The sequence below is a fragment of the Cryobacterium suzukii genome (assembly GCF_004403185.1).
Classification (GTDB): Bacteria; Actinomycetota; Actinomycetes; order Actinomycetales; family Microbacteriaceae; genus Cryobacterium; species Cryobacterium suzukii.
In genome coordinates this window covers 115705-135022 of sequence record NZ_SOHJ01000009.1, presented here as the reverse complement: position 1 = coordinate 135022, position 19318 = coordinate 115705, and the positions used below count along the sequence as shown (strand labels likewise).

The window sequence follows — 19318 nt, the reverse complement described above, 5'->3', positions numbered from 1 at the left end:
AGGCGGGTGCCGACGCAAGCCGGCACGCGCCTGAACCGATGATCAGGAATGCTCGATGGTTCTGACTACCAGCGGTAGTGAGCGAAGGCCTTGTTCGCTTCAGCCATCTTGTGAGTGTCTTCACGACGCTTGACAGCGGCACCGAGGCCGTTGCTCGCGTCGAGGATCTCGTTGGTGAGGCGCTCGGTCATGGTCTTCTCGCGACGCGCCTTGGCGTAGCTGGTCAACCAGCGCAGCGCCAGGGTGTTGGCGCGGTGCGGCTTGACCTCGACCGGAACCTGGTACGTGGAGCCACCGACGCGGCGCGAACGCACCTCGAGGGTCGGACGAACGTTGTCGAGTGCCTTCTTCAGCGTGACAACGGCATCCAGCTCGTTCTTGGCGGAGACACCGGCGAGGGCATCGTAAACGATGCGCTCGGCGAGGCCCTTTTTGCCATCGAGAAGGATCTTGTTGACGAGCTGGCTGACGATGGGTGCACCGTAAACCGGGTCGGCAATGACAGGGCGCTTGGGAGCGGGTCCTTTACGGGGCATTACTTCTTCTCCATCTTTGCGCCGTAGCGGCTACGTGCCTGCTTACGGTTCTTGACGGCCTGGGTGTCCAGTGCGCCGCGAATGATTTTGTAACGCACACCCGGGAGGTCCTTAACACGGCCTCCGCGCACGAGCACCATGGAGTGCTCCTGCAGGTTGTGGCCCTCGCCGGGAATGTAGGCGGTGACCTCTGTACCGTTGGAAAGCTTGACGCGGGCGACCTTGCGCAGAGCCGAGTTCGGCTTCTTCGGGGTGGTCGTGTACACGCGGGTGCAAACGCCGCGCTGCTGCGGGTTGGACTTCAGGGCGGGAGCCTTGGTCTTGGTGACCTTGGGGCTACGGCCCTTCCTGACCAACTGCTGAATGGTGGGCACTAATTACTCCTTGTTATTGCTGCACGGTGACAGCTTTGTGATGGTTAGCATTCGACCACTTCTTGCGATTTGGTCGAGTTCATCTGGACCCGCTTGAACCCACACGATTACTCGCGCGTGTTTTGGTGGGTATGCCGTGGGGGCTACTCGTTGAGCAAACCCTGCATGTGTGGAATCTCGCCCCGACCTGGTGCTTCCTCGATGCGAACATCGTGAGGGCATAATTCAGGCGCACGACAAAGCGCACACCCGGCAATTCTAGCCCGGCGCAGCCGTCACGGTCAAATGGGTCGCGGGCACCGCCCCGCCACCATTTTCGTGTCGTTTATGCGGACGGGGCCCGGGCCCCGTCCCCGGGCCCAGTTTATAAACTGGGCCCGGGTTCATAAGGTGGGCCCGGTGGGCAAAGGAGCGGATGCTACGGCTCGGCTAGGGATTGCTCGGCCAAAGCGGGGAATCCAGGGTGCTCCCGAGGTCGACGAGCAGGGCCTGCACCTGGGGCTCGACGAATTGTGCGATCGCCTCGAGCAGGCGGGGCCTCTGCTGGGTGAGCTGGGCGCAGACCCGCAGGCCTACCTGGGTCGCGTACTCGTCGGCAAGCTGCATCTCGGCTTTGAGCGCTTGTTTTTCTGCCGGGCTGAGCGGCGGAAGGGGGTCGGATGGCGCGGGGAGACCGTGCTCGTGCTCGGCGCTGTCGGATTCCGCGGCGGGTAGGGGCGGTGATTGCGCGGCGGGGAGCTGTTGGTCGGCGAGTTCACCGAATGTGAAGAGGTAGGGGGCGTCTGCTGCCGGTTGCGGGTCGAGGTCCAGGCCGCGAAACTCCGGGTCGAGGCCCTCGGTGGGGCGGTAGGCCTGGGCGGATTCGCGGCGCTCGCTCAGATTGAGCTCGTGCGCGAGCCTCGGCAGGTTCAGTTCGGTGTATTCGTCGACGGAGGCATCGATCACGATCTTCATGCGCATTGACAGGGCATGCTGAACGACGTGGGGCACGTCGACCGCGAGTCCGGCGGAGGCGACGATCGGCGACCCGAAGCACTGACGGCAGAGGCGCGCCCGACCGCGGTGTGTCGCGGGGCGCCACCTTGTGATCCAACGCAGCCAGTTCTCAACCTCGTGGTTGACACGCGACTCGATGGACCTATCCATAATGCATAAGGGTACTCGTAACGCCTCCTGCGCGAGATGCCAAGATTGCACCGTCGTCACGGGCTAGTTGTCGTCGTTTTTCTCCCAGGGCCACTCGGGGGCGCCGGATCCAGCGGGTTTAGCCAGCAGTACCAGAAAAAAGAGAAACGCAATAAGCCAGCCGCTCACGGCGACGGCGATCGCGAATGGGCTCATCATTTCTGCGCCGATGAAGATAACCGAGCGAAAGAGTTCGCCGGCGCCAAGGCTGTAGACGACTCCCCCGGAGATGCAATAGGCAAGATAGGCAGCGACGCCCGCGACGAAGATCGGTAGCGGAGGAATTTGCGTCAGTCGCTCTGGGGACCGCAACACGGCATTGAGGATGACCCAGACCAGCGCGAGGACCGCGGTGGTGACCATGATGGGGCCGAGGAGGGCACCGGCATCCGTTTCGTTGATGACATCGCGATCGAGCAGCAGGCTCAGTACGCCGAACGCCGCCACGATGAACGCGACATAGAGCGCGACCGAAAAGGCCGCCATGGTGATCGCGTACTTTCGGTATTCCCGCATGGCTCCAGCGTAGGCCTGCCTGGTGCAGCGCGCTGCAGAGCGGATGCCCGCCGAGGCTTGCGCGGGACCGCTTCCGACGGACGGGGCCCAGGCCCCGTCCGGAAGAGGGAGTGGGCTTCGGGTTAGGGGCGGGTGACGTGCGGGCCGTCGGCGAGGAGGCGCTCGTACTCGGTGCGGGCCTCGAGGTTCTTGGCGGTGACGCGGCGTCCGCGGCGGGCGATCCAGGCTCCGGCCCAGATCGGTACCTCGCGGGCGATGATCGCGGCAGCGATCGCACCGGGATTCAGCCACAGAGTACCGATGAAGCGGTTGAGTTCCGCCGGGCTGATGCCGTCCAGGCTGCCATCAAGCATGAGGCCGAGCAGCGCGCCGCCGATGTAGGAGAAATAGACCACAGCGGCCACGAGGAACCCGAAGAGCACGTAGGCCCACCAGCCGCGCCGGTTAACCAGCGCTATCAGTGCGACGAAGGCAAGGAAGAAGAAAATGATGGGAATGTAGAAGAGTGGCAGAAGGGCGACGGTGCTGAACCCGTCTACGGTCGCCGCCATTGTCGTGCTGGTCATTCCGATAATAATGAACGCCGCGACGGCGTACAGCACGGCGAACACGACCGTGGCGAGAAGGGCGATCAGAATGCCGCCACCGCGGTTGCTGCGGTCTTTCGGCTTGGTTGGTGCCTGCACGTAGATCGGCGACTGGGCCGGGGGCGTGTACGACGGCGCGGTCGCGACCGGCACGTCGCGTGGAGCATCGACCACGGCGTAGTCGATCGGGGCTTCCGCGGCTGCGGTTCCCCCGACGAGCGCGACCGGTACAACCGGCGACGTCTGCTCGGAGTCCACGGCGGTACTCTTGGCGGAAACAGTTTCGGCGGGCGTATAGGAATCGACGTAGTCGTCGGCGAGGCTCGGCGCCACGGCATCTGTCGATGCGACCGGAGCGGCCGTCGACATGGGTGGCAGGTTGCGGGCTGCGGCCGAAGCGGTAACCGCGTCGGCGCGCTCGGCCGCACTCAGATCGGCGTTGATGGCGTCATAGTCGATGACGATGGGTTCCTGCACGGGTTCCGGTGTAACCGCAGATCGCTCCGAGGTCGACTCCGCTCCGGTTACCACTGCGGCGTGCCCGGGTGCACCGTCCTGGTCGGCGGAACCCTGCTCTGACGCGGTCAGGTCGGGCGCTGTAGCAGCATCCGTTTCAGGGTTCTTCTTGCCGTCGGTTGGCGTGTTGTCGCTCATGCTGAACTCCTCGTGGCCTTCGCCGTGACTGACTTCTACTGTACCAAGGGCGCGGCAAATGCCACGGAGACTCGGCGCGCTGCCCGTATTGTCCCGCGGATGCCGCCACCGGCGCTTCGAGCGATTACACCGGGCCCGAGATCGTTGCGTTCACCGTCACCAGGTGCAGTCGGTGGGTGCAGCGATGATCGCGTTGTTGGTGATATCAAGTGTCTCGGTCACGTAGAACTTCTCCGTCGTCGAGCTTGTGGCGCCGATGCAGTAGGTCGTCGCAGTGAGGTACTTGTAGCTGATCGTGGACGTGTTCGACCCCTTGGTGTAGCCATGGCCGGTGGCTCCGGTGATAGTCGCGATATTGGCGGCGGTGGCCGGCATTGTTCCGGTATCGTCCTGCACGGCGATGATCGCGGTCTTGGCGTTGGCGAGGTCAGTCTTGACGCTCGCGTCCTTGATGTTGTTCTGCACACCCAGGTAAACCGGAATGGCGACGGCGGCAAGCATTCCGATGAGAATCACGATGACGAGCCACTCGATCACCGTGAACCCACTCTGGTTCTCGGTAAAGCGTGCGCGGCGAAGGTTGATGGAAGCGAGCAGGCGAGTAAGCACTAGGAATCCATTCGGGTTGGAAGTGGGTCGTGCGAAAGCGAGCCGGGTAAGGACTCGTCGTGCCGTGTTCGTCTGCTGCAGTGAATTGTGCGATCGAGGGTGCGATCGGAGCTTCAGATTAGAGTGAGATTTTCTCGCGCACGACCCCACGTATGCGGGTGATTTGGGTATTACCCACCCCCACAGGAAACGCCACTCGAAGGGAGTTTGCTGAATTATGCGCGGGCGCGCCAAAAGCCCCCGCCGCAGCGGGGTCGAGGCAGACCTGGCCTAGTTGATCAGGCTGGCAATGCTGAAGACGGGCAGGTAGCGGGCGACATCAGCTCACCGCGCGGGAGAACCCGACGTTGCTGTCGGCATTGTGGCCGGAGCCAGCCCCCGCGAAGGCAAAGCCCCCGGCCGCCGGTTCGGTTCGGTGAATGAGCAGGTCAAGCCCGGCAATATCGTGGGCCTTGGCGTGCGCGGCCGTGCGGGTGATCTGCCCCGTGTTGACCAGTTCGGCGAGGTGCTGGTCCATGGTGTGCATTCCACGTTCCCGACCGCTCCGCATCATCGATTCGATCTGGTGCGTTTCGCCCTCGCGAATGAGGTTGGCGATGGCTGGAGTGGTGACGAGAACCTCGGTCGCCGCGACCCGGCCGGCCCCGTTCGCCCACTTCACCAGGGTCTGGCAGACCACGCCCTGCAGGGTCTGGGCGAGCTGCGCACGCACCTGGTTCTGCTGGTGGGGAGGAAAGACGTCGATGATGCGGTCGATGGTTTGCGCCGCGCTCTGCGTGTGCAGCGTCGCGAACACGAGGTGCCCGGTCTCGGCGGCGGTCAGCGCTACCTGGATCGTCTCGATATCGTGCAGTTCACCAATAAGAATCACGTCGGGGTCCTGCCGCAGCACGTGCTTCAAAGCGGATGCGAAACTCGCCGTGTCATGCCCCACCTCGCGTTGGGTCACCAGGGATTTCTTGTGCGCGTGCAAAAACTCAATCGGGTCTTCTACGGTGACGATATGGTCGGCCCTGGTGCTGTTCACGAGGTCGACGAGGGCCGCCAGCGTCGTGGATTTTCCCGAGCCGGTTGGCCCGGCCACGAGTACCAGTCCGCGCGGCAGCCCGGCGAATGTGGACACAGATTGCGGGATACCGAGGGCCTTCAGGTCTTTGATCTCGTGCGGAATGAGCCGAAAGGCCGCACCAATCGCGCCACGCTGCTGGTGCACGTTGACCCGAAATCGAGTGGACGCACCGGTGACCGCGGCATCCTCAAGCGTGTAGGCGAAATCAAGTTCATGGTCTCGATCGAAGATGACCTGTTGGGCCCGGGTGAGAATGCTGCGGATGGCCCGGTCTGCTTTCTGGCTCGACCACGCCGGGCCGACCCCCACAGGGCCCAGATCGCCGTCGCGGCGAATACTCGGCGGAGCGGCGACAGACACATGCAGGTCGGATGCCTGCCGCAGCACGACCTCATAAAGGGCCTCGATCAGGTCGACGTCGGGTGCGCCGAGCACATCGGGCGCCGCCGGTTCGACGCTGCGCAGAATACCGTCGCCGGGAACGCTGCGAAGCGCCACACGCGTGCGCCGACGATTCGTGGGCAGCACGCGAATTTCGTCGTGGTGGGTGGCGCTCACTGCGGCGCTAGCTGAGACCGGGGTGAAGCCCGCCATATCGCCGGCTAGGGGAGTGTCGTTTGGCGACAGGGAAGTTTTCGGGTCGTCCATGAGCGATTCCTTCTCGGAGCAAGCGTGTCGGGTACTGATTGCCGCGAACAGGTACGGCCGCTCGCGACCACTCGCCGAGGGTGCGGCGAACGGTCGTTGCAGGCCTCGCGAGAATGGAGCCAGGGTAAGTCTTGTTCGCGAGAGGTCTGCGTCAGGCGCAACGCTAGTGAAGCTCCTTGCGCGGCGATAGCCCGCGATCTGGGGGTGTGCCGCTTACTGGCCGATCGTCACGCCGTTCGGATCCAGCAGCACGTAGATCGTTCCGACAACGGTCATTTCGTTCACAATCGCTCCCTCACCGTTAGCGGTCGCCACCGTGGAAATCGCGATGCTCCGCTCGCCGTGCTGAAGGCCAGCCACGAAGTCGAAGAGATTGCTGTGGGCACCGGCGATCGTCATGGAAACGGTTACAGCCAGGTAGTTTTCCGCGGTGAGCACCGTCGATGCGGCGGGAACAGCGGATGCGACGGCTAAATCCGTGCCAGTGCCGGTCTCCGCCGAACCACCGCTCTCGGTGGCGAGTTCCGCGGCGGGCTGAAAAGCAACCGCATCGCTGATGACCAACGAATCCAGTGTCACGCTGTTCTGGCGGGCAATGACTTCAAGCTCATCCAGAAAGTCGGGAATTCCGGCATCGACCGGGACCCCGCTCTGCAGGGTGGTGAGGTAGGTGCGAAGTTCCGCGATTCCGGCAAAGTCCCGTTTGAGAACGATCAGATCGGCCTCGTGTTGAATATTCTGCGCCAGTACGACTTCGCGCTGTGCGTTTGCGGCCTGAATCTCGTCCAGTTTGGGCACGATCCCCAGCATCCCACCGAGAACCACCGAAGCGCCGATGATCAAGATCAGCACGGCGCCGAATAGTCTGTTGCGCGTCATAGTGTCACTGTCCCCCAGCGATGCGATTTGATCGCGCATCTTTATTGATATTGATGACCATTTGGACGACGTACTCACCGCTTTCCGTGCGGGTCACCGATCCGGGGTGGGCATCGGCGTAACCGGGCAGCGTACGCAGGTTCGTCAACCACATGGGAACGGCCGGCAATGTCGGACTGGTCAAGCTCAGCGTCAGGCTGGCGACACGCGGGTTGTATAGGGGAACGATGCTCTGCTCGTATTCCGCCCACGGCGTACCGGAACCGACCGCAATCGCCTGGATGGTTACATCGGACGGCAGACTTGCCCGCACGCCCGCCATGTAGGCACGCCAATCGACCTCGGTGGCAGCCGCCAACTGCCGCGCTGCCGATGTCATTTCGATTTGGTTTTGAACGTTGCGAACCTCCGCGTATCTTGCGGATGCCTGCAACAATTCAGTGGTGCGCGCCTCGGCTGCGGCAAGCCGGGTCTGTGCCCGCCCGGCCTCGAGGGACACGGTTGCGACGGCGGCAATAACGACCAGCACGATGCCGGCTGCAACGATCGACATGATTCGGCGGAGCAGCCGGCCCTGGCGGGCGGCCTTGAGTTCGGGCGGCAGCAGGTCTGCCCGTGGCTCCCCGCCGAGGATCAGCTCGCGGCCATCCGTTGTGCGTTTCATGCTTTGCTCCCTAGTGCGAGGCCAAGCGCAGCAACGAACGTGCACTGGGAGTTCTCGAGATCTTCCTGATTGACATCGGGACCGAGTTCGAATGCGCCGTACGGTTGCGCCGGAACCACCGGAAAACGGGTCAGGGCGCTGAGCGCAGCACCGAAGCCTTCGAGCCGGGCGCCCCCACCCATGAGCACGATGCGTCCGATGGGTAGTTCCGGACGACTGTTCGCAAAGTAGGCAATGGTGTTGCGCAGGCTTTCCAGCAGTTCCGAGGTGACCTCGCGAATGATCGTGGCGGCTATTTCGTCGTCTGGTGCAACCTCATCCACTAGGCCCAGCCGTCTCTTAATCACCTCCGCCGCCTCTTCGTCGAGGCCGAGGCGCGTGCGCAGCGCCTTGGTGAGTTGATGGCCGCCGGAGGGAATCACGCGCACGAACTGCGGCACTGCGTTCGAAGAGATAAGCACGCTCGACGAGCCGCCACCGATATCAATCTGCACGATCACCTCGGGGGCGGTCACTGAACGGTTGATGGCACGACTGCGAGCGAAGGACATGATGTCCACGTTGACCGTGCGCAGTCCGGCCAACCTGGCAGCCTTGATGTGCGACTGCACGACGTCTTTCATGGCTGCGATCAGCAGCCCGGAAATTTGCGGGCCAGACTCCCCCTCGCCGTCGACTTCGGCAATGGGGTAGAAGTCGAGCAGCGCCTCGGCGGTGGGAAACGACAGCAGGTCCTGCACCTGAAATGGCAGCGACTCGCGAATGCGGCGCAGCGACATCTTGGGCACGGTCAGGTTGCGCACGACCATGCGGTGATAGCCCATGCCGAGCACGACGTCTTTGGTTGTGAAACCGCCGCTCGACCACATGCGTTTCAGGGCCGCGGCGACGACAGCCGGTTCCACTACCTCACCGCGATTGACCGCACCAAAGGGCAGCGGCTCTTCATGGCAGCGCACGAGCACGGGATGATCCGTTTCGGCATCCCGCATCTCTACGGCGCGCACGGCGGTGGTGCCGATGTCGATTCCGACCACACGTGTAGTCATTTGTTTCCCCCAGTGAGAATTTGGTTCGTAAGCGGTGGTCGCGAAGCGGGTTTGGTCGTGATCATTGCCGACTAGGCGAGGCCGTATAGCGTGAGGTAGCCGATGGCTATCTGGTCACCGAAGAAGACGCCAAGCCAAGCGGCCAGGAGCATCCACGGGCCGAACGGAATGCTACTGCGGCGTTTGGCCTTGCCGGTGGCGAGCAGAAGAAGTCCGAACACGCCGCCGAGCAGGAAGGCGCCGAATGCCCCCACGATCAGGGGCCCCCAGCCCAAATAGCCCAGGTATAGGCCGAGCACCCCGGCAAGTTTCACGTCACCGAGGCCCATGCCGCCGGGGCTGATCAGCGCCAAGGTCAGGTAGAGGCCGAACAGCGCCCCCGCTCCAATGAGAGTGGGCAGCAGACGGCCCGGTTCGCCGGCCACGAGAGCGGCCGCAGTGAGTAACACGGCGGCCACCGGGTAGGCGGGTAACAGAATCTTGTTCGGCAGGGTGTGCGTGTCGAGGTCGATCATGGCCAGGGCAACGCTGATCGCCGCCAGATAGAGGAACGCCACGAGCACGATGAGCTGAGTGGCGAGGGTGTTGTCGTTGGTAGTGACGGCCGCCCAGCCAAAATCGGCGGTCGAAAACACCCAGAGAGCGACGACCGCGAAGAAGACCCCGGTGCCAAGTTCCACCACGGGGTAACGGGGTGAAATCGTCGCCCGACAATCGCGACATTCGCCGCGCAGCGCAAACCAGCTCAAGACCGGGATGTTGTCGTAGGGCCGAATGCGCGCGCCGCAGCGACTGCACGAACTCGGCGGGGAGACGATGGAGCGGCCGGCCGGTATGCGGTAGATCACGACGTTAAGGAAGGAGCCGATGATGGCGCCAAGGATGCCGAATGCTCCGGCGATCGTGCTAGCCATCTTCTCGAACATTCAGGTCGCGAATGGAAATGCGGTCGCCGAGCTTTGCTTCGGTGGCCTCGCTGCCGGGCGTTCCTCCAACAGGGATCTCGGCACCGGGGATTCCGATCGGCGTGTAATGCAGCTGTGAAGATCCGACCGTCGAGACTGAACCGCCGTAGAACTGGCCCCGCCACTGCGCCGAACCACCCAAGCGAATCTCACAAGGCGTGTAGAGCATAACTCTCACCGGCGCTGACACGATGAACGAACCCAAAATTGATGAATCTCGATTGTCCCCAGTCGGGCAGGGAGTAGGAAGATTGTCGTCGACCTCATCGGGAGTGATCAGCCAAAGATTTCGTGGTTCAGTGGCCGAATCCGAAACGAAGTGCCCACTTCCTGAGATATGAAACTCAGCAGCGAAAATAGCGATGTCCTGAGGAAGGCTGAGGCTCGTATTGCCTTGGATCGTAACTCCCCCTGAGCATCCTCGGGCATCAATAATGCCCTTAGTGGGAGGCTCCCGCGTGCTGAAGGCAGTGACCGCGGCCTGAATTGCCGTGAGATCACAACCTGTGCTCGTGGTCGTGACGGCAAATCCCGGCCAATCGCTCGTGTCATATCCAACGTCGACCCAATCGGGCACCGTGGGCGCAACCGGAGGAGCAGCAACCCCGGAGACGTCGCCTATGACCTGCGATGTTCCACTCTTGGTCAGGCGCGTAGTGGCCAAGTTCCCGTGGATTATGGATGAGCCTGAGGTATCGGTGTCTTGACTGGCCCACGCGCTTCCGTAAATCTGCGATGACCCGCCAGTGGTCAGGTCTGACGTGGCTACGTTGCCGTAAAGGATCGACGAGCCACCCGTTTCCGTACCACCACTCGCCCAAACGTTTCCCATAATCTTGCACGACCCGTCTGAGGAGAAACTCCCTTGCTGAACAACGGTATCCGCCTCGAAGATCGAAGACCCAGCGCACGACGCATTACCGGTCTTGATCTGAATAACGGGTCTCGGGTCGGATTGCGTGATCGGAACGTCGGTAACGACGGGGTGATCAACCCAGTGCAGTTGACTGGATCCGCCAAAGCTGCCGGAGGCGTAGGAATACAAAGCCGTGCCGGCTCCCGTTGCTGGGGTCTCTGCGGATGCTGCTTCATAGTGATAGATAGCCTCGACCGTGCGGGAATCGCCGGATTCATTACCAGCCTGGCCGGCTTGGTCGGCGGTACCTTTGGACTTGATTTTGACGCGCTCGGCGTTGGTCGCCGGGCACCCAGGGAGCCAATTTTCATCCGGCTCATCCGCGACGGGCGTCGGATCCATGCTGTAGAAGACGTCAACCGTCGAAACGGGCGTGGTGGTGCCCCACAATTCTGTGCAGGTAGGCTGGCTCAGATTGGCCAGGGCGGCGTCGATGCCGGCCTCGGCCGCAGCCTGAGCCTGAACGCCGGCGCGGGTGGCACTGCTGACGCCGATCGAGTTCATAGTGGAACCGGCTATGGCGAGGGTGGCAACACCGGCAACGGCCATGAGGCCAATGACGGCCAGCATGCTGCTGCCGCGTTCTGCTGCCATGAAAAGCGGTGTCTTTCGCATCAGGAACAAGGTGTCGCCTCCGTGCCGCTCTGGCGGCTCGTGCCCGTGGTGGATATCTGTGCGGGGCTGCTGTCGCCGTCAGCATTGATGGCGAAGTTGAGTGCAACAGACGGATGGCCACTTGTCACGTCGTCGAAGACGAGCTGGGAGACACCCGGGGAAGCCTCCGCGGCCGACAGCCCCGAGCCCAATAGTGTCCACCCGGTGAGGTCGCCGGCGAGGGTGTCGGTGGTGACGCCGACGAAGGCCCCCGACTCCGTGCTTCGCTTGTAGTACATGGCGCCCTTATCTGCTTCCGTGTAATACCACGCCTGACAAACCCGGGCGGCAGCCGTCAGCTCCGGATCGCTGCTGATCGAGGTGACAATGAGAAGCTGATCGTTGTCGTCGGCGGACGTGCTCTCAAAGACCTTGAGGGCGGTGGCATTGCGCACCCCCGAGTGCACCGACGAAGCGATGAGCTGGCTAACTCCGTTGGCGTCGGCGCTCTGGAGCACCTTTTGCTCAGAGCTGAGGGTATTGAGTAGTGTTCCGCCAACAACGGTGAGGACGAGAACGAGAAGGCCCGAATAGATGAGGAGCTCGACCAGGGTGTAGCCGCTATCGCCGCGCGCGTTCTTGGCCACAGGTGCACCGTGCGACGCGAAGTGTCGTCGAATGGAGATCGTTCCAAAAATCATGCTGGCCTAGCCTGCTACAAAGATGCTTGTGACAGCATCAGCCAGAACGTCACCGCTGGGTCCATCGGTAACGTAGACGCGCACCTGCACCGTGACCGGGTCGGGACCCGGGCAGACAATGGTGTCGAAACGGGCCTGCAGCGCAGGGTCACTGGGATCGAATCCCGTCTGAGTCCCAGCGGCGTAGTCGCTGAGAGGGCCACACACCGAGCCTAGGGACCGGATGGTCTCCATTTGTGCCGCGACTAGCTGGGTAGCAGACGTCACGGTGGAGTTGGAGACCGAAACCCGCAGTGAGGTGACGAGCATCGGCAGAAAGGCGATGGCGAGCAGGGAGAGCAACAGCATCGAGACGACAATCTCAATCATGCCGAAGCCGTCCTCAACGTCGGAAGGGCGCGATTCATTGTTCTTCTGAACACTCACGATCGGGCCCCTCCTCTCTCTAGCCATTCGGAACAATCAGCACGCTCGGCGGGGCATGTGTGAGCACCCCCGCCGAGTGTTATTCCCGAGGAGTTACTCCTTCGCCGCCGCTTCCTTCAGATTGATTGCGGCACCCGAATCGGTGATGGTGGTGCCATGGTTAGCTTTGGTTGCCCCTGCGCCGGCCACCGCTGCGTCGGCCGCAGTTCCCCAGTAGCCGGAAATCGTGAATTCTGCACCATCGGCGCCACCCACAGCAATCGAAGCCTGAATGTCCTTGCTCGCGACGTAGGCATCGAGAACTCCCAGTCCACCAGAAATAACTGCGTCCAGTTCTTTTCCAGTGACGAGCTCGGCGACAACGGCAACCTTCGCGTTCGTGATGGCGGCGGCCACGGCCTTATCCTTCGCGCCGTCCTGCTGGCCGAGGTAGATCGGGATGGCGATCGCGGAGAGAACACCGAGAATCAGTACCACCACAAGAAGCTCGATGAGCGTGAAGCCCTTCTCCTTCTCGCCGAGGGCCGTGCGCTTATTGACCAGGGCTGTCGTGAAGAAGCGGTTCATGTGTCTGTGTCCTTTGCGTGGTTCAGCAGGGAGAAATGCGGTGGGCTTGCGCGCTTTTAAGCCTAGGTTGGCCCCCACGATGAACCGTTGTTTTTTCGGGGGGCCAACTACCCCCAGTAGGAGTGCAGCCTAAACGGGGGCAGTGACTCCCAACGGCTAATTGACGTAATCGAAAACGCTGAACATGGGCAGGTAGAGCGCCACGACCATGCCCCCGATGATCACGCCAATCACGGCGATCATGAGTGGCTCGATGAGCGCGGTGAGCTGTTCGGTAGTCGACTGCACTTCCTGGTCGTAGAAATCGGCGATCTTGGTGAGCATCTGCTCGAGCGCACCGGCATCCTCTCCCACGGCGATCATCTGCGTGACCATGGACGGAAAGACCGGCTCGAGGGCGAGGGGCGCTGCAATGGAGCGGCCCTGACTCACCGATTCCTGCACCTTGGCCAGTGCCGACTCCATGACCCAGTTTCCCGATGTCTCGCCGACAATTTTGAGCGAGTGCAGTATGGGCACACCGGCGCCGATCATGGTCGCGAAGTTGCGGCTGAACCGTGCAATGGCAAGCTTGGTGAGCAGAAGGCCGAACACGGGCAGCTTGAGCTTGAACGGGTCGACCACGCGGCGCACGGCCAGGGTGTGCTTGTTTTTGCGCCACCACAACGAGAAAACAATAACGGCAATGAGAAGCACGGGACCCACCCAAATCATGCCGTTGGAGAGCACAACGAGCACCTTGGTGGCCGCGGGCAATTCGCCACCGAGACCCTTGAACATCTTCTCGAAGACGGGAACGATAAAGATGAGCATGCCCACCACTGCGAGAAGCGCCATGACCAGCACGATCACCGGGTAGGCGAGCGCGCTCTTGATCGTGTCGCGCAGCTTCACCTCTGACTCGAAGTTGTCGGCGATGGAGTTGAGGGCGTCTTCGAGAAAACCACCGGTTTCCCCCGCGCGCACCAGGTTGATCATAATCGGGGGGAACACCTCGTCGTGCTTATCGAAGGCCACTGAGAGCGACACGCCGGTCTCGACGTCGCTGCGAATGCCTGCGATCACCCGAGCGAGCTGCTTATTCTCGGTCTGCTCCGACAGAATATTCAATGTGCGCAGCAGCGACAGCCCGGCCGCGGTCATGGTCGCCATCTGGCGGCTCATGACGGCTAGGTCGGTCAGTCCGATGTGCTTCTGAAACCCCGGAATGCTCAGATCCGCGTGAAGCCCCGTGAGTTTGCGGGCCGGCGCAATCGAAATGGGCGAGAGTCCCATGGTGCGCAGTTGGAGAAGCGCCGCCCGCTCCGACGCCGCGTTCATACGGCCTTTAACCACGCGGTCGCGGGAGTCGCGGCTGGTGTAGCTAAACGAGGTTTCGGTGGGCATCTAGCGCCTCCCGGGCGAAAATGAATCGTTGAAGTCAATTTCGCCATGACTGAGACCGCCCACCGGGGCGCTCGTCGGATCAACCCGGTGCACGAGCTGCTTGAGCACGTCGACGTCCATTGCCTTCGCCTCGGCGGCCTCACGGGTGATCTGGCCGGCGTCGACGAGTTCGGCCAGGTGCTGGTCCATGGTGTGCATACCGAGCGCTCGACCCGACTGCAGCGCCGAAGCAATCTGGTGCGTCTTGCCCTCCCTCACGAGGTTCGCAATGGCTGCCGTGGTCACCAGAATTTCGGTCGCAACCACGCGCCCGCCGCCGATTTTGCGCACGAGGGTCTGGCAGACAACCCCGCGCAGGGTCGCTGCGAGCTGCGCGCGCACTTGCGCCTGCTGGTGCGGCGGAAAAACGTCGATAATGCGGTCGATGGTCTGGGCGGCATCCTGGGTATGCAGAGTGGAGAAAACGAGGTGGCCGGTCTCAGCGGCGGTCAAAGCGACCGAGATCGTCTCAAGGTCGCGCAGCTCGCCGATCAGAATAACGTCGGGGTCCTGGCGCAGCACATGCTTGAGAGCGGATGCGAAACTGTGCGTGTCCTGCCCGACCTCACGCTGGCTGATCATCGCTTTCTTGCCCTCGTGGATGAACTCGATCGGGTCCTCCACCGTCACGATGTGGTCGTCCCTAGTACGATTCACCAGGTCAACCATTGCGGCCAGGGTGGTGGTCTTGCCGGAGCCGGTGGGACCGGTGACCAGCACGAGGCCTCGCGGAAGGAGTGCGAACCGGGCGACAGATTCCGGAATACCCAGCTCGGTCAACGACTTGATCTCATTCGGAATGAGACGAAAGGCACCACCGACCGTGTTGCGCTGCTGGTAGAAGTTGACGCGAAAACGTGTGCCCTCCACCGCGTGGGCAAAGTCCAGTTCGAGTTCCTGATCAAATTCGTTCCGCTGCTCTGGCGACAGAATGCTGCTGAGAGCGGAAACGACCTTCTCGGGCGACCAACGATCCCACCCGGGAATCGGCCGCAGGGAACCATCAACGCGCATGCTCGGCGGTGCACCGCCGGAAATGTGCAGGTCGCTCGCTCCCTCGTCCAACACGAGCCTCAGTGCCTTGAGCAGATCGGGATCGGGCGTCGGTGCGCTGAGTTGTGCCGATGATTCGGAACGCATAAGCCTCCTGGAACGGATATCAACGGTAGAGGCGGGCGCGTCAGCGACCGGCTCCCCATATTCGGTGTCGTCGGATTTCTGCACGGCATAACCGAAGTCGGACAATCTCACTGCGATACCTGCGCGGTCTGTCGGTGACAAACCGCGGCATCCGTGAAGTTAGGACACCACACGGAGCACCTCGTCGATCGAGGTCAGCCCGAGGGCGACCTTGGCCCAGCCGTCTTCACGCATAGTGATCATTCCCTGCTTGCGCGCCGCGGCTCCGATCTGCGCGCTCGAAGCGCGTGCCACAGTAAGCCGCTCGATTTCTTCGGACACCGTCATGACCTCGTGAATGCCGAGTCGTCCGCGGTAGCCCGTCTGCGAGCAGCTCGCGCACCCGGCGGGCTTGTAGATGATGGTGCCCGTTGTGGTGGGGTCGATAGCCGGACCGATCTCCGGCATGACCGTAAAACGGTTCGAGATGTAGCCCACCGTCGGATTGACCACAAAACCCAGATAGGCCAGGTCGGTGCGATTGTCGGGTACCTTGCAGCGGTCGCACAGGCGCCGGGCCAGCCGCTGCGCCACCACGCAGTCCAGTGCCGAACCCACCAGAAACGGCTCGATGCCCATCTCGATCAGCCGAGTCATGGCGCTTGGCGCGTCATTGGTGTGCAGGGTCGACAGCACGAGGTGACCGGTGAGCGAGGCCTCAATGGCGATCTTCGCGGTCTCCTGGTCTCGAATCTCACCAAGTAGCACCACGTCGGGGTCTGCACGCAGAATGGAACGCAGCGCCACGGCGAAGGTGAGGCCCGCCTTGCGGTTCACCTGAACCTGGTTGACCCCTTGCATGCGGTATTCGACCGGGTCTTCGACAGTGATCGCATTGATCTCCGGCCGGTTGATAGCGTGCAGGGTCGTGTAGAGGGTGGTCGACTTGCCCGAACCGGTCGGCCCGGTGACCAGGATCATGCCGTAGGGCTTGGTGTACGCCATCTCATACTCGTTGAAATTATCGGTGAGCAAGTTGAGGCCGTCCATGCTCATCGACGAGGTCGCGTTGTCGAGGATTCGCAGAACAACTTTTTCACCCCAGACCGTGGGCAGAATGGCAACACGCAGGTCGACCGTGCGACCGTTGTGGTGCACGGACATGCGGCCGTCCTGCGGTTTACGGCGCTCGGCGATATCAAGATCGCTCATGATCTTGATGCGCGAGGTGACGCCGGCGGCGATGGTTGACGGCGCCTTCTGCATCTCGTGCAGCACGCCGTCGATGCGATATCGCACACGCACGTCGTTCTCGCCGGGTTCAATGTGGATATCCGACGCTTTGTCCTGAATAGCCTGACTGACCAACAGTTTGACGAAGCGCACGATCGGTGCCGCGTCATCCGTTTCGGCTGGCGTCGGAGTGTCGTCGGGCTCCTCGCTGTCGCCCGTGAGGGTGGTACTGAGGTCGTTCAGCTCGTTATCGACACGATGGTAGCGGGCGATGGCCGCTTGCAGATCGGACGGCTCGACGACGACCGGGCTGACCCGCATACGGGCAGCCTCGCGCACGTCGTCCACTGCGAATACGTCGCCGGGGTTGACCATGGCCACCACGAGGCGACCGTCTTCGAAGCCGATGGGCAGCACGTTGGCCCGGCGACAGACTGCAGCGGGCACTTTGGCCACGGCCAGCCGGTCTACTGGATAATCCAGCAGCTCGACAAACGGAAGGTTTTTCTGCTCGGCGCGCGCTTTGGCGAACTGCAGCTCGGTGATCGTGCCCACCTTGACCAGGTTGCGCACTGCAGCTTCGTCAGCGCGGTCGTTCAACTGCACGGTGTCAAGTTGCTCGGTCGGGAGCAGGCCGTGCACGATTAAAATTTCGGTCAGGCTGGTCACGTCTGCGCGGCTCCCCCGGGTTCTCAGTCATCCGAATGTGCCCTTGTGGAGGCACACCGCAGTCGCGGCACGACTGACTCCTTACGTTATCGCGGTGGGCAAAGGCTGAACCCGTTCCCACCGATGGTGACCCTCTATGTAGCGGCCCCAGTTCAGGGGTAACTTTGCCCATAATGGGCCGCTTGGGGAGATCGGTCGTCTACCCCAGTTGCGTCACATCTCGCGATTGCGGGTAAGTGACTGCTCCCTGAAGTGACCATTTGGCCGCTCGCTTGTGAGAAGAAACTTCTGAACACATGTCACCATTTTACTGAGTTTGCCTCGTATTTAGAGGTGATTTGGGCTATAATTGTGGGTGAAGGAGGCACCGACGCCATGACCCTGACCGCCCCGCCCGCTGCAGCCGGCTCGATGCCGGAACCCGAGGGTTCCCGGGTGGCGGCAGTTGCTCAGGCTGGTGCGATTTTGGCTTCGGCGTTCGACGGGGTGCGGTTTGGTCACCTCGATGACAGCGAGGCTGTCGCGGTGTTGGCGGCGTTGGAAGAGCTGGGTCGCAGGGTTGATGGTGCAAGACTACGAGCCACCACCGACATTGGCGTTCGTGCCGAGACCGACCTGGGCAGCGGGTCGCTCGCTTATAGAAACGGATGCCGTACCCGGATTGAATTCATCACCCAGCTCGCCGGTATCTCCGGCCGTGAAGCCAAACGGCGTCTCAAGCTGGGCGAGACCGCGGTGGAACGCACGCCGCTGGGCCTGCCGGTGCCAGCCCGATACTCGGTCATCGCCGCCGGCCTCAGCAGCGGGGAGCTCGGGGTGGAATCGGCCGAGATCATCGCCACCACCCTCACCGCGCTGCACGGGAAAGTCCTGCAGGACGACCTCGACCATGTGGAACGTGCCCTCGTCGCCACCGCCACCGGCGCGATCACCCCGGAAACAGCTGGACTGCCCGGGGCGGGCATCCGCTTCGCCCCGGATCTGCTGCGGGCGCAAGCCCTGGAATGGCAAGCCGCCTCGACCCCGACGGCACCGCCCCCACCGACGACGTGACGGAGGCCACAAGCACACTGACGTTCGGTCTGCTGCGCAACGGGCTCTACCCGCTGCGTGCCGACGTTACCCCCGAGCTGCGCGGCATCATGGACACCCTCTTCGACACCTACCTGTCGGCGCGGTCTCGCACGCCCATATTCGTGCCCACCGAATCCCTCGACGGCGGTACCGGCACCGACGGCGCCACGCTGGACGGCCTGGATGAGGCCGACGGCGACACCGAGCGTTTCAGCGCCGACCCGTTCACCGGGGACGCCCGCTTCGACGGGGACCGCCGCACCGCCGGCGAGAAACGCGCCGATATCCTCCGCTCGGTGTTCGAAGCTGCCGCGCGAGACCCGAAGACCCCGACCATGGGCGGCGCCGCGCCGACGGTGATGATTCACGTCAATGCCGCCGACCTCGATCAGGGCCGCGGAGTCGGCTGGATCGACGGCATCGAAGCGCCCGTGTCGTTGCGCCGGGTGAAAGAAGCCATCTGCGCCGGCGGCACCCAAAAAATCATCGTCGGCACCAACGGCGACATCCTCTACCTCGGCGACAAAATGCGCTGCTTCACCCCGAAGCAACGCGCCGCATCAGTGCCCGCGACGAAGGCTGCATCATCCCCGGCTGCACCATCCCCGCCCGCTGGTGCGAAGTCCACCACATACAACCCCACCACCAGGGCGGACCAACCACCATCACCAACGGCACCCTGTTGTGCTGGTTCCACCACCACACCATCGACACCAACGGCTGGAACATCCGCATGATCCACGGCCGACCCCACATACGCGGGCCACTGCTGTGGGACCCCACGCAGACCTGGCGCCCCGCCCGGACTCACCGAGCCAACACCCCCAGCCCCGAACCACCCTGGCGCACCTGAACCCTG

The 19318-nt window shown here is 62.7% G+C and carries 21 protein-coding genes; 3 read left to right on the top strand and 18 right to left on the bottom strand.

The features are described from left to right. Positions 1 to 65 precede the first annotated feature (65 nt). From rpsG to E3T39_RS09225, 18 genes are all read right to left on the bottom strand, one after another. The gene (rpsG, locus tag E3T39_RS09310) at positions 66 to 536 is read right to left on the bottom strand and encodes a 30S ribosomal protein S7 (RefSeq protein WP_092107221.1); all 471 of its coding nucleotides are present in this window, start codon (positions 534 to 536) and stop codon (positions 66 to 68) included. Continuing rightward, on the bottom strand, positions 536 to 910 hold the full coding sequence (gene rpsL, locus E3T39_RS09305; protein WP_035834602.1) for a 30S ribosomal protein S12: 375 nt from the start codon (positions 908 to 910) through the stop codon (positions 536 to 538). The genes rpsG and rpsL overlap by 1 nt, the downstream gene beginning before the upstream one ends. 429 nt (positions 911 to 1339) lie before the next feature. After that, a complete protein-coding gene (locus E3T39_RS09300) occupies positions 1340 to 2056 on the bottom strand; it encodes a spermidine/putrescine ABC transporter substrate-binding protein (RefSeq protein ID WP_134514661.1) in 717 nt (238 codons plus the stop codon). Positions 2057 to 2119: 63 nt separating this feature from the next. Beyond that, entirely contained in the window at positions 2120 to 2611 is a 492-nt protein-coding gene (locus E3T39_RS09295; protein ID WP_134514659.1) for a DUF6121 family protein, read from the bottom strand. 122 nt (positions 2612 to 2733) lie between these two features. Then, positions 2734 to 3852: a hypothetical protein gene (locus E3T39_RS09290; protein WP_134514658.1), complete on the bottom strand. Its 1119-nt coding sequence runs from the start codon at positions 3850 to 3852 to the stop codon at positions 2734 to 2736. A 156-nt stretch (positions 3853 to 4008) separates the two neighbouring features. After that, the gene (locus tag E3T39_RS09285) at positions 4009 to 4461 is read right to left on the bottom strand and encodes a type IV pilin protein (RefSeq protein WP_134514656.1); all 453 of its coding nucleotides are present in this window, start codon (positions 4459 to 4461) and stop codon (positions 4009 to 4011) included. Between the two features lie 319 nt (positions 4462 to 4780). Next, positions 4781 to 6178 carry a type IV pilus twitching motility protein PilT gene (locus tag E3T39_RS09280; RefSeq protein WP_277612822.1) on the bottom strand — a complete coding sequence of 466 codons (1398 nt, stop codon included), beginning with the start codon at positions 6176 to 6178 and terminating at the stop codon, positions 4781 to 4783. Positions 6179 to 6391: 213 nt separating this feature from the next. Next, positions 6392 to 7057 (bottom strand): hypothetical protein, encoded by a 666-nt coding sequence (locus E3T39_RS09275; RefSeq protein WP_134514654.1) that lies wholly within the window; start codon positions 7055 to 7057, stop codon positions 6392 to 6394. 4 nt (positions 7058 to 7061) lie between these two features. Continuing rightward, the gene (locus tag E3T39_RS09270; protein ID WP_134514652.1) at positions 7062 to 7721 is read right to left on the bottom strand and encodes a hypothetical protein; all 660 of its coding nucleotides are present in this window, start codon (positions 7719 to 7721) and stop codon (positions 7062 to 7064) included. Then, a complete protein-coding gene (gene pilM, locus E3T39_RS09265; RefSeq protein ID WP_134514650.1) occupies positions 7718 to 8770 on the bottom strand; it encodes a type IV pilus assembly protein PilM in 1053 nt (350 codons plus the stop codon). Before pilM ends, E3T39_RS09270 begins: the two co-directional genes overlap by 4 nt. Before the next feature lie 71 nt (positions 8771 to 8841). Continuing rightward, the gene (locus tag E3T39_RS09260) at positions 8842 to 9684 is read right to left on the bottom strand and encodes a prepilin peptidase (RefSeq protein ID WP_134514648.1); all 843 of its coding nucleotides are present in this window, start codon (positions 9682 to 9684) and stop codon (positions 8842 to 8844) included. Next, positions 9677 to 11245, bottom strand: a complete 1569-nt coding sequence (locus tag E3T39_RS09255; protein ID WP_134514646.1) for a hypothetical protein — start codon at positions 11243 to 11245, stop codon at positions 9677 to 9679. The genes E3T39_RS09260 and E3T39_RS09255 overlap by 8 nt, the downstream gene beginning before the upstream one ends. Before the next feature lie 20 nt (positions 11246 to 11265). Beyond that, the gene (locus E3T39_RS09250) at positions 11266 to 11946 is read right to left on the bottom strand and encodes a response regulator (protein WP_134514644.1); all 681 of its coding nucleotides are present in this window, start codon (positions 11944 to 11946) and stop codon (positions 11266 to 11268) included. A gap of 6 nt (positions 11947 to 11952) precedes the next feature. Further along, positions 11953 to 12372, bottom strand: a complete 420-nt coding sequence (locus tag E3T39_RS09245; RefSeq protein ID WP_134514642.1) for a type IV pilus modification PilV family protein — start codon at positions 12370 to 12372, stop codon at positions 11953 to 11955. Positions 12373 to 12465: 93 nt separating this feature from the next. Further along, complete coding sequence (locus E3T39_RS09240) at positions 12466 to 12939, bottom strand: prepilin-type N-terminal cleavage/methylation domain-containing protein (protein WP_134514640.1); 474 nt, start codon at positions 12937 to 12939, stop codon at positions 12466 to 12468. A 156-nt stretch (positions 12940 to 13095) separates the two neighbouring features. Next, positions 13096 to 14325 (bottom strand): type II secretion system F family protein, encoded by a 1230-nt coding sequence (locus E3T39_RS09235; RefSeq protein WP_134514638.1) that lies wholly within the window; start codon positions 14323 to 14325, stop codon positions 13096 to 13098. After that, positions 14326 to 15615, bottom strand: coding sequence for a type IV pilus twitching motility protein PilT (locus tag E3T39_RS09230; protein ID WP_241979628.1), 1290 nt, complete (start codon positions 15613 to 15615; stop codon positions 14326 to 14328). A 48-nt stretch (positions 15616 to 15663) separates the two neighbouring features. After that, complete coding sequence (locus E3T39_RS09225) at positions 15664 to 17385, bottom strand: GspE/PulE family protein (protein ID WP_134514636.1); 1722 nt, start codon at positions 17383 to 17385, stop codon at positions 15664 to 15666. Between the two features lie 375 nt (positions 17386 to 17760). Between E3T39_RS09225 and E3T39_RS09220 the strand changes: the two genes are divergently transcribed. Genes E3T39_RS09220 through E3T39_RS16710 form a run of 3 tightly spaced genes read left to right on the top strand, consistent with a single transcriptional unit; the run spans position 17761 to position 19312 of the window. Then, positions 17761 to 18438 (top strand): hypothetical protein, encoded by a 678-nt coding sequence (locus E3T39_RS09220; protein WP_134514634.1) that lies wholly within the window; start codon positions 17761 to 17763, stop codon positions 18436 to 18438. After that, entirely contained in the window at positions 18390 to 19196 is an 807-nt protein-coding gene (locus E3T39_RS09215) for a DUF222 domain-containing protein (protein ID WP_134514632.1), read from the top strand. Before E3T39_RS09220 ends, E3T39_RS09215 begins: the two co-directional genes overlap by 49 nt. Continuing rightward, complete coding sequence (locus E3T39_RS16710) at positions 19091 to 19312, top strand: hypothetical protein (RefSeq protein WP_420898156.1); 222 nt, start codon at positions 19091 to 19093, stop codon at positions 19310 to 19312. The genes E3T39_RS09215 and E3T39_RS16710 overlap by 106 nt, the downstream gene beginning before the upstream one ends. Positions 19313 to 19318 lie beyond the last annotated feature (6 nt).

Coding starts and splice junctions, on each gene's coding strand:
- E3T39_RS09280 (WP_277612822.1), bottom strand. CDS start 6,178: ATGGACGACCCGAAAACTTCCCTGTCGCCAAACGACACTCCCCTAGCC.
- E3T39_RS09215 (WP_134514632.1), top strand. CDS start 18,390: ATGGCAAGCCGCCTCGACCCCGACGGCACCGCCCCCACCGACGACGTG.
- E3T39_RS09250 (WP_134514644.1), bottom strand. CDS start 11,946: ATGATTTTTGGAACGATCTCCATTCGACGACACTTCGCGTCGCACGGT.
- E3T39_RS09295 (WP_134514659.1), bottom strand. CDS start 2,611: ATGCGGGAATACCGAAAGTACGCGATCACCATGGCGGCCTTTTCGGTC.
- E3T39_RS09270 (WP_134514652.1), bottom strand. CDS start 7,721: ATGAAACGCACAACGGATGGCCGCGAGCTGATCCTCGGCGGGGAGCCA.
- rpsG (WP_092107221.1), bottom strand. CDS start 536: ATGCCCCGTAAAGGACCCGCTCCCAAGCGCCCTGTCATTGCCGACCCG.
- E3T39_RS09255 (WP_134514646.1), bottom strand. CDS start 11,245: ATGGCAGCAGAACGCGGCAGCAGCATGCTGGCCGTCATTGGCCTCATG.
- pilM (WP_134514650.1), bottom strand. CDS start 8,770: ATGACTACACGTGTGGTCGGAATCGACATCGGCACCACCGCCGTGCGC.
- E3T39_RS09240 (WP_134514640.1), bottom strand. CDS start 12,939: ATGAACCGCTTCTTCACGACAGCCCTGGTCAATAAGCGCACGGCCCTC.
- E3T39_RS09275 (WP_134514654.1), bottom strand. CDS start 7,057: ATGACGCGCAACAGACTATTCGGCGCCGTGCTGATCTTGATCATCGGC.
- E3T39_RS09220 (WP_134514634.1), top strand. CDS start 17,761: ATGACCCTGACCGCCCCGCCCGCTGCAGCCGGCTCGATGCCGGAACCC.
- E3T39_RS09290 (WP_134514658.1), bottom strand. CDS start 3,852: ATGAGCGACAACACGCCAACCGACGGCAAGAAGAACCCTGAAACGGAT.
- E3T39_RS09300 (WP_134514661.1), bottom strand. CDS start 2,056: ATGGATAGGTCCATCGAGTCGCGTGTCAACCACGAGGTTGAGAACTGG.
- E3T39_RS09235 (WP_134514638.1), bottom strand. CDS start 14,325: ATGCCCACCGAAACCTCGTTTAGCTACACCAGCCGCGACTCCCGCGAC.
- E3T39_RS09260 (WP_134514648.1), bottom strand. CDS start 9,684: ATGGCTAGCACGATCGCCGGAGCATTCGGCATCCTTGGCGCCATCATC.